Below are 6,177 nucleotides of genomic sequence, written 5' to 3' on the forward strand. Positions count from 1 at the left end.
GGGCGGGGCGGGCCCGTTCGCGAGTTCCTTGGAAAACCCAAGGAACTCGCGCGAAGGTGTGCCCATCCCTGCGACGGCGGAGGCGTCAGCGATCCCGACACGGCAGAAGACGCGCCGCGGTGGACCAGAACGGCATGGCCACCACCGGCACCCCCAGACGCACGCCCTCCGCGGGGAGGCCGAGCGCGACGGTGTCGGTGATGCCGGCGGCCCACTTGCAGGCGCTGGTGGTGGTCAGCGGCGCCACCAGCATCGCCTTCGCCTTCGGCAACACGTCCTTCTCCCAGGGCAGCTTGTACCGGGAGCGCACCGGATGCCCCGTCAGCTCGGCGAGCTCCGGGAGCCGCGGCTCCCACCAGCGGGCGGCGGACGGCGTGAGGATCAGGCACACGTCCCACCCGGCGGCCCGCGCCCGCCGAACGCCCTGGTCGAGGTACTGCGCGGGGCCGGCCGCGCAGGCGATGAGGTACAACACCCTGGTCTCTTCGGGAGCCGGCCACTCGGCCTCGGCGAGGGCGTCGACGGCTTCGTCACGCCGATGTGGTGACGACCGGGCGGGGTGGCCGGCTGGACGGGCCGCTCGACCATGTGGCGCGCGAGAGCGGCCGGGTGTTGGCCTTCTGGTGGCGGTGCCCGGCGACTCCCGACCGCGCCCGCCACCGGCGGCAGAGCGCGCGGAACCTGGATGACTGTGGGCTTCGGTTGGCGCTAGCGTGTGGTGGTGATCAGCTATGAGGGAGTACGTCGGGGTGGGGAGGCCGCACGCCGTCTGGCGGAGACAGGCCGTTATGAGTTCGAGCCCGGGCTGACGGACACCGAGTTCGAGTGCATCGAACGCGAATACGGCTTCGAGTTCGCGGACGATCACCGGGCGTTTCTCGCGGCTGGCCTTCCGGTCAACGCGCCACCCGAGGAGGGGCAGACCTGGTCCAGGCCGTGGCCGGAGTGGCGTGGCGGCGATCTGGACAGCTTGCGTCGGCAACTCGACTGGCCGGTCGAGGGTGTTCTGCTCGATGTTGAGCACAACGGGTTCTGGTACGAGGGTTGGGGTGAGCGTCCGTCTGACGGGTCAGCGGCGTTGGATGCGGCCCGGCATCATCTGCTGGATGTGCCGGTGCTGGTGCCCGTGTACGCCCACCGGTACCTGCCCGCCGGCCGGGGAGCCTTCGGGCATCCGGTGCTCTCGTTGTGGCAGACCGACATCATTTATTACGGGCTGGACCTGGTCGACTACCTGCACCAGGAGTTTGACGAGGCACGGGGTGAGGTCGATGGGAGCTGGGCCCCGCAAGCGACGGTTCCCTTCTGGCGGGACCTTCTCTGACCTGGCGCCTGGCGATACGCGCTTACGTTGCGGGTAGCTGGCGTCGCGCCCCGCGTCGTGATGGGGATCCTCCGTCACTCCCGGATCGGCATCACCATGTGCGTGCACACCCTTTGAACCGGTGCCCCCGGCAGGATTCGAACCTGTGACACCCGCTTGAGGAGGGCGGGGCTCAGCCCTGCTGCTCCCGCAGCCAGCGGATGGCCTCCCGGTCCACCGGGTCGGTGAGGTCGGCGAACTCGTCGTGCTTCTTGAGGTACTTGGCGACGTACGGGCAGACCGGCACGATCCGCTTCCCCGTCTCGCGCACGTCGTTCAGCGCGGCGGTGACGAGGATCGAGGCGAGGCCGTGGCCGGCGAAGGCGTCGTCGATCTCCGTGTGGTAGAAGACGCGTTGTTCGCCGCGGTCGCGGTAGGCGGCGAAGCCGGCGAGTTCGCCGGCCAGGCTGATCTCGTAGCGGTGGCGGTCGGGGGCGTGCTCGACGCGCGGCGTCTCGTCGGCGGGCTCGGTCATCGCTGGCCTCTCTTCGGCGCGGGGTTGCGGCGCGGGGTGATGGTGGCGTTCGGCAGGGCGGGGGCCGGCAGCCGGTCGCCCGGGTAGCCCGCGACGGCGCCGAAGCGGTCGGCGGCGTGTTCCCAGTCCTCCCTGGCCCGGACGATGTCCTCGTGGCTCCGGCCGATGAAGTTCCACCACATCACTATCTCCTCCCCGAACGGCGGGCCGCCGAGCAGGATCGAACGCGCCGGCTCCGCCGTCTCGTTGGTGAGGGTCAGCTCGTGGGCGCCGACGTCGAGGAAGCCCAACTCGGCGGCCTCAAGGGCCTGTTCCCCGAGGCGCACGACGCCCTGGTCGACGAGGACGCCGTGTTCGAAGCCGGGATCGACGGCGAGGGTGACGGACGCGCCTGGCTCCAGGACGAGTTGGGCGCCGAGCAGCGGGGTGAAGGTGCGGACGGGGGAGGTCACGCCGCCCAACGAGCCGAGGAACACCCGGAGTTCGCCGCCGTCCAGCGCGACGGGCGACGGCACGTGGTGCTGGAAGTCGCGGGGCGCGTTCCGGTCGGCCTCGGGGAGCGCGACCCAGAGCTGCACGCCGTGCAGCAGGGTGGCGCGTGCGGTGGAGACCTCTGAGTGGGCGATGCCGTGGCCGCCGGTCATCAGGTTGAGCTCACCGGGCCGCACGTAGGCGTGGTTCCCCATGCTGTCGCGGTGCTCGATCTCGCCGCTGAAGAGCCAGCTGACCGTCTGGAGGCCGGTGTGCGGGTGCGGGGCGACGTCCATGCCGCCGGACTCGGCGACGTCGTCGGGGCCGTAGTGGTCGGCGAAGCACCAGGCGCCGATGAGGGTCCTGGCCCGCTGCGGCAGGGTGCGCCGCACGGTCATCGCCCGGGGGCCGCCGAGCGGCACGGACCTGGCCGTCAGCACCTCCACCCGCGCGGGCCCGGCCTCCGGCTCCGGTTCGGTTCCACACCGCACCTCCGTGGGCTTCAGCTCGACGTTGCTCACCTGACGTCCTCCGCTCACCATGTGGTTTCATATTCAACCAACGACCACGGCTCGATGATAGGCCCACTGTGCCAGCAGACGAAGGAGACGGGATGAGTGACATGGCGGAGCGGGCCACGGGCCGGCGGGTGTTCGTCGACAAGCGGAGCCCGGCCGCGTACCAGGCGTTCGTCCAGGCGGCCGAGCAGGTCAGGGCCACGGCCGCCGAGGCGGGCCTCGACCGGGGTCTTGTCGAGTTGGTCAACGTGCGGGTCTCCCAGCTCAACGGCTGCGCCTTCTGCCTCAACCTGCACACCCGCGCCGCGCTGCGCGGCGGCGAGACCACCCAGCGCCTCGGCGTGCTGCCGGCCTGGCGCGACACCGAGCTGTTCACCCCGCGCGAACGCGCCGTGCTGGCGCTGGCCGAGGCCACCACCCACCCGGCGGACGCGGCAGCGCAGGAGGCCGCCTACGCGGCCGCCCGCCGCGAGCTCACCGAGGACGAGATATCCGCGGCGATCTGGGTGGCGATCACCATCAACGCCTTCAACCGGGTCTCGATCCTGAGCAAGCACCCGGTGCGGGCCGCCGCCCCGAGGCAGTAGCCGGGCGTCAGCGCGGGGCGCGGGACGGGACGGCGCGGACCAGGGCGTTGATGAGGCGGTCGGCCACGTCGCGGCCGTCGTCCGTGGTGTTGGTGATCAGCTGGGTCAGCACGCGCGCCACGGGCGGCGAGGTGATGAGGCGGCGGCTGAGGAAGGACGTGAACCGGGGCCGGCTCAGCAGCGCCGCCCACACGTTGCCGAGCCGGTAGTAGCGGCCGAGGCGCTGGTGGATCTCGCGGGGGTAGCGCTGGAGCGCGGACTCGCGGGACGGCCCGGCCGGGCGGGCCAGCGCGGTGACGGCGACGTCGGCGGCGAGCTCGCCGGCCTCCATGGCGTAGGCGATGCCCTCGCCCGCCCAGGGGCTGACCATGCCGCCCGAGTCGCCGACGAGCAGCAGGCCGCGGGTGTAGTGCGGCAGCCGGTTGAAGCCCATGGGGAGGGCGGCGCCGCGCACCGGCCCGTCGATCGAGGCGGGGTCGTCGAGGCCCCACTCACGCGGAGTGCGCGGCATCCAGTCGTCGAGCAGCCGGCGGGTGTCGGTCGAGCCGGAGGGCGCGCCGTGGACGAGGCCGAGGCCGACGTTGACCCGCCCGTCGCCCATCGGGAAGATCCAGCCGTAGCCGGGCAGCGGCGGGCCGCCGGGGCGCACGTCGAGGTCGCCCCAGATGCTGAAGTACGGGTCGTCGTGGCCGGCCGCCGAGCGGTGGTAGCGGCGGATCGCGGTGGCCATCGGCCGGTTGGGCAGCCGCTGCACGCCGAGCGCCAGCGCGAGCCGCGCCGACACCCCGTCGGCGGCGATCACCAGCGGCGCCGTGTAGTCGACCGGCTCGCCGCCGGCCCGGGCGGCCACGCCCGTGACCCGGCCGGCGCGGTCGAGCAGCGGCTCGGTGACGTGGGTTCCGGTGCACAGCCTGGCCCCCGCCTCGGCGGCGTGTCGGGCCAGGATCTCGTCGAAGTCGTGTCGGGAGCGGCTCAGGCCGAAGCCCGGGTAGCGGGTGTTCTCCCGGAAGTCGACCTCGACGCGCGTGTCGTGGGAGAAGAACCGCACGCCGCGCGTCCGGTGCCAGCCGGGGGCGTCGATGTCGATGCCCATCCGGATCAGGTGGCGCACCGAGCGGGGCGTCAGGCCGTCGCCGCAGACCTTCTCGCGGGGGAACTCGGACTTCTCCAGCAGCAGCACGTCCTTGCCGTGCCGGGCGAGGTGGTACGCTGCGGCGGAGCCGGCCGGGCCGGCACCCACCACGACGACGTCGGCGGTCTCGGTCACGTTCCGGCTGTCGGCCATGGGCACGCACCTCCGAGGCTCTGGCTACCCACGGCCGGCCCCGGGTCAACCATGGAGGCCGTCGTGCGACGGTGGCAGCGGGGGGGTGTCCGGGTGCGGCCAGTCGAGCCCGGTGGTGACGGTGCCGGCTTCCTCGCCCGGCTTGACCACGACGAACTGGCCCATCACGCCGGCGTCCTCGTGCCACAGCAGGTGGCAGTGGTACATGTACGGCAGGTCGGGGTCGCTGTACTTGGCGAACCGCATGACGAGCCGGAGCTGGACGCCGGGCGGGGCGAACACGGTGTCCTTCCAGCCCGCGAGCTCGGCCGGCGGCGGCTGTTCGTCGACGCTGACCACCTGGAACTGCATGCCGTGCACGTGGAAGTTGTGCGGAACGAGGCTGACGTTGGTGACGTGCCAGATCTCGACGGTGTCGACGGTGACCACCTGGTCGATCCTCGCCATGTCCATGTGCTCGTCGTTGATCCGGTCGCTGCGCAGCTCGAAGTCGCGGGTGGCCACGGCCGTGCCGGGGTCGAGCCGCCGCACCCGGGTCAGCCGGTGCGGCAGCTGGGGCGACGGGCGCAGCTTGCCGGCGGCGATCAGCGGCAGCACGTCGAACTGGTCGTCGGCGCCGGTCGGGATGCCGGGGGCGCCGAGGTCCTGCGGGTAGGAGTGCAGGACGACGCGCTCGCCGGGGGCCATGCGGACGACGATCTCGACGCGCTCGGCGGGGGTGAGCCTGACGCGGTCGACCGACACCGGGGCGTCGAGCAGGCCGCCGTCGCTGGCGATGATGTGGAACGGGCGGTCGTCGGAGAAGCCGAAGGAGTAGCTGCGGGCGGTGGAGGCGTTGAGCAGCCGGAAGCGGGTGAGCTCCGAGGTGACCTGGAAGGTGGGGCCGACCGCGCCGTTGACGAGCAGGGTGGTGCCGAGCATGCCGACACCGCGGCGGTCCGCCTCGACGAATTTGCCGAACTCGTCGAAGGTCTTGTCCTGGACGATGAGGGGGATGTCGTCCTGGCCGTAGCGGTGCGGGAGGTGTTCACTCGTCGTCTCGTCGTCGTCGACGAGGAGCATGCCGCCGAGGCCTCGGTAGACGTGGACCTCGGTGCTGCCGTGCGGGTGCGGGTGGTACCAGAGGGTGGCGCCCGGCTGGAAGACCTTCCAGGTCGGGGACCAGGTGGCGCCGGGCTCGATCTTCTGGTGCGGGCCGCCGTCGCAGGCGGCGGGCAGCCGCATGCCGTGCCAGTGCACGGTGGTCGCCTCGTCGAGGTCGTTGCGGACGTTGACGCGGATCTGCTCGCCGCTGCGCACCCGCAGGGTGGGGCCGAGCAGGGCGCCGTTGTACCCCCAGGTGTCGGCATCGCCGCCGGTGGTGATGGCCGATCGCCCGGCCCAGGAACAGCTCGCGGGCGAAGCTCGGTCCTCGCCACTCGCGCTGCCTGGCGCCCTCGGCCACCCGGCGGGCCTCGTCCTCGGAGACGGTCATGCAC

6 protein-coding genes and 1 pseudogene are annotated in these 6,177 nt (G+C 72.3%); 2 read left to right on the forward strand and 5 right to left on the reverse strand.

The window, feature by feature from the left end; all coding sequences use genetic code 11:
* Positions 1–88 precede the first annotated feature (88 nt).
* Positions 89–475, reverse strand: a pseudogene (locus E1283_RS29895) (flavoprotein); the annotation flags it as partial.
* Positions 476–721: 246 nt separating this feature from the next.
* Between E1283_RS29895 and E1283_RS29900 the strand changes: the two are divergent.
* Entirely contained in the window at positions 722–1,324 is a 603-nt protein-coding gene (locus E1283_RS29900) for a hypothetical protein (RefSeq protein ID WP_132821297.1), read from the forward strand.
* Between the two features lie 172 nt (positions 1,325–1,496).
* Here the strand turns inward: E1283_RS29900 and E1283_RS29905 are convergent, their stop codons facing one another.
* Positions 1,497–1,838, reverse strand: a complete 342-nt coding sequence (locus tag E1283_RS29905) for a GNAT family N-acetyltransferase (RefSeq protein ID WP_132821298.1) — start codon at positions 1,836–1,838, stop codon at positions 1,497–1,499.
* Positions 1,835–2,830 (reverse strand): pirin family protein, encoded by a 996-nt coding sequence (locus E1283_RS29910; protein WP_132821299.1) that lies wholly within the window; start codon positions 2,828–2,830, stop codon positions 1,835–1,837. Before E1283_RS29910 ends, E1283_RS29905 begins: the two co-directional genes overlap by 4 nt.
* 92 nt (positions 2,831–2,922) lie before the next feature.
* On the opposite strand from E1283_RS29910, the gene E1283_RS29915 reads away from it, so the two are divergent.
* Complete coding sequence (locus E1283_RS29915; protein WP_132821300.1) at positions 2,923–3,414, forward strand: carboxymuconolactone decarboxylase family protein; 492 nt, start codon at positions 2,923–2,925, stop codon at positions 3,412–3,414.
* A gap of 7 nt (positions 3,415–3,421) precedes the next feature.
* Here E1283_RS29915 and E1283_RS29920 read toward each other — a convergent pair whose 3' ends face one another.
* Both E1283_RS29920 and E1283_RS29925 read right to left on the reverse strand, forming a co-directional pair.
* The gene (locus tag E1283_RS29920; RefSeq protein ID WP_132821301.1) at positions 3,422–4,699 is read right to left on the reverse strand and encodes a geranylgeranyl reductase family protein; all 1,278 of its coding nucleotides are present in this window, start codon (positions 4,697–4,699) and stop codon (positions 3,422–3,424) included.
* A gap of 45 nt (positions 4,700–4,744) precedes the next feature.
* Positions 4,745–6,064, reverse strand: coding sequence for a multicopper oxidase family protein (locus tag E1283_RS29925; protein ID WP_132821302.1), 1,320 nt, complete (start codon positions 6,062–6,064; stop codon positions 4,745–4,747).
* Between the last annotated feature and the right edge of the window lie 113 nt (positions 6,065–6,177).

This window comes from Streptomyces hainanensis (assembly GCF_004348415.1).
Taxonomy (GTDB): domain Bacteria; phylum Actinomycetota; class Actinomycetes; order Streptomycetales; family Streptomycetaceae; genus Streptomyces; species Streptomyces hainanensis.

What these genes read in the sequence shown, in the direction of transcription:
- E1283_RS29915 (WP_132821300.1), top strand. Translation starts at nt 2,923, where the DNA reads ATGAGTGACATGGCGGAGCGGGCCACGGGCCGGCGGGTGTTCGTCGAC.
- E1283_RS29920 (WP_132821301.1), bottom strand. Translation starts at nt 4,699, where the DNA reads ATGGCCGACAGCCGGAACGTGACCGAGACCGCCGACGTCGTCGTGGTG.
- E1283_RS29905 (WP_132821298.1), bottom strand. Translation starts at nt 1,838, where the DNA reads ATGACCGAGCCCGCCGACGAGACGCCGCGCGTCGAGCACGCCCCCGAC.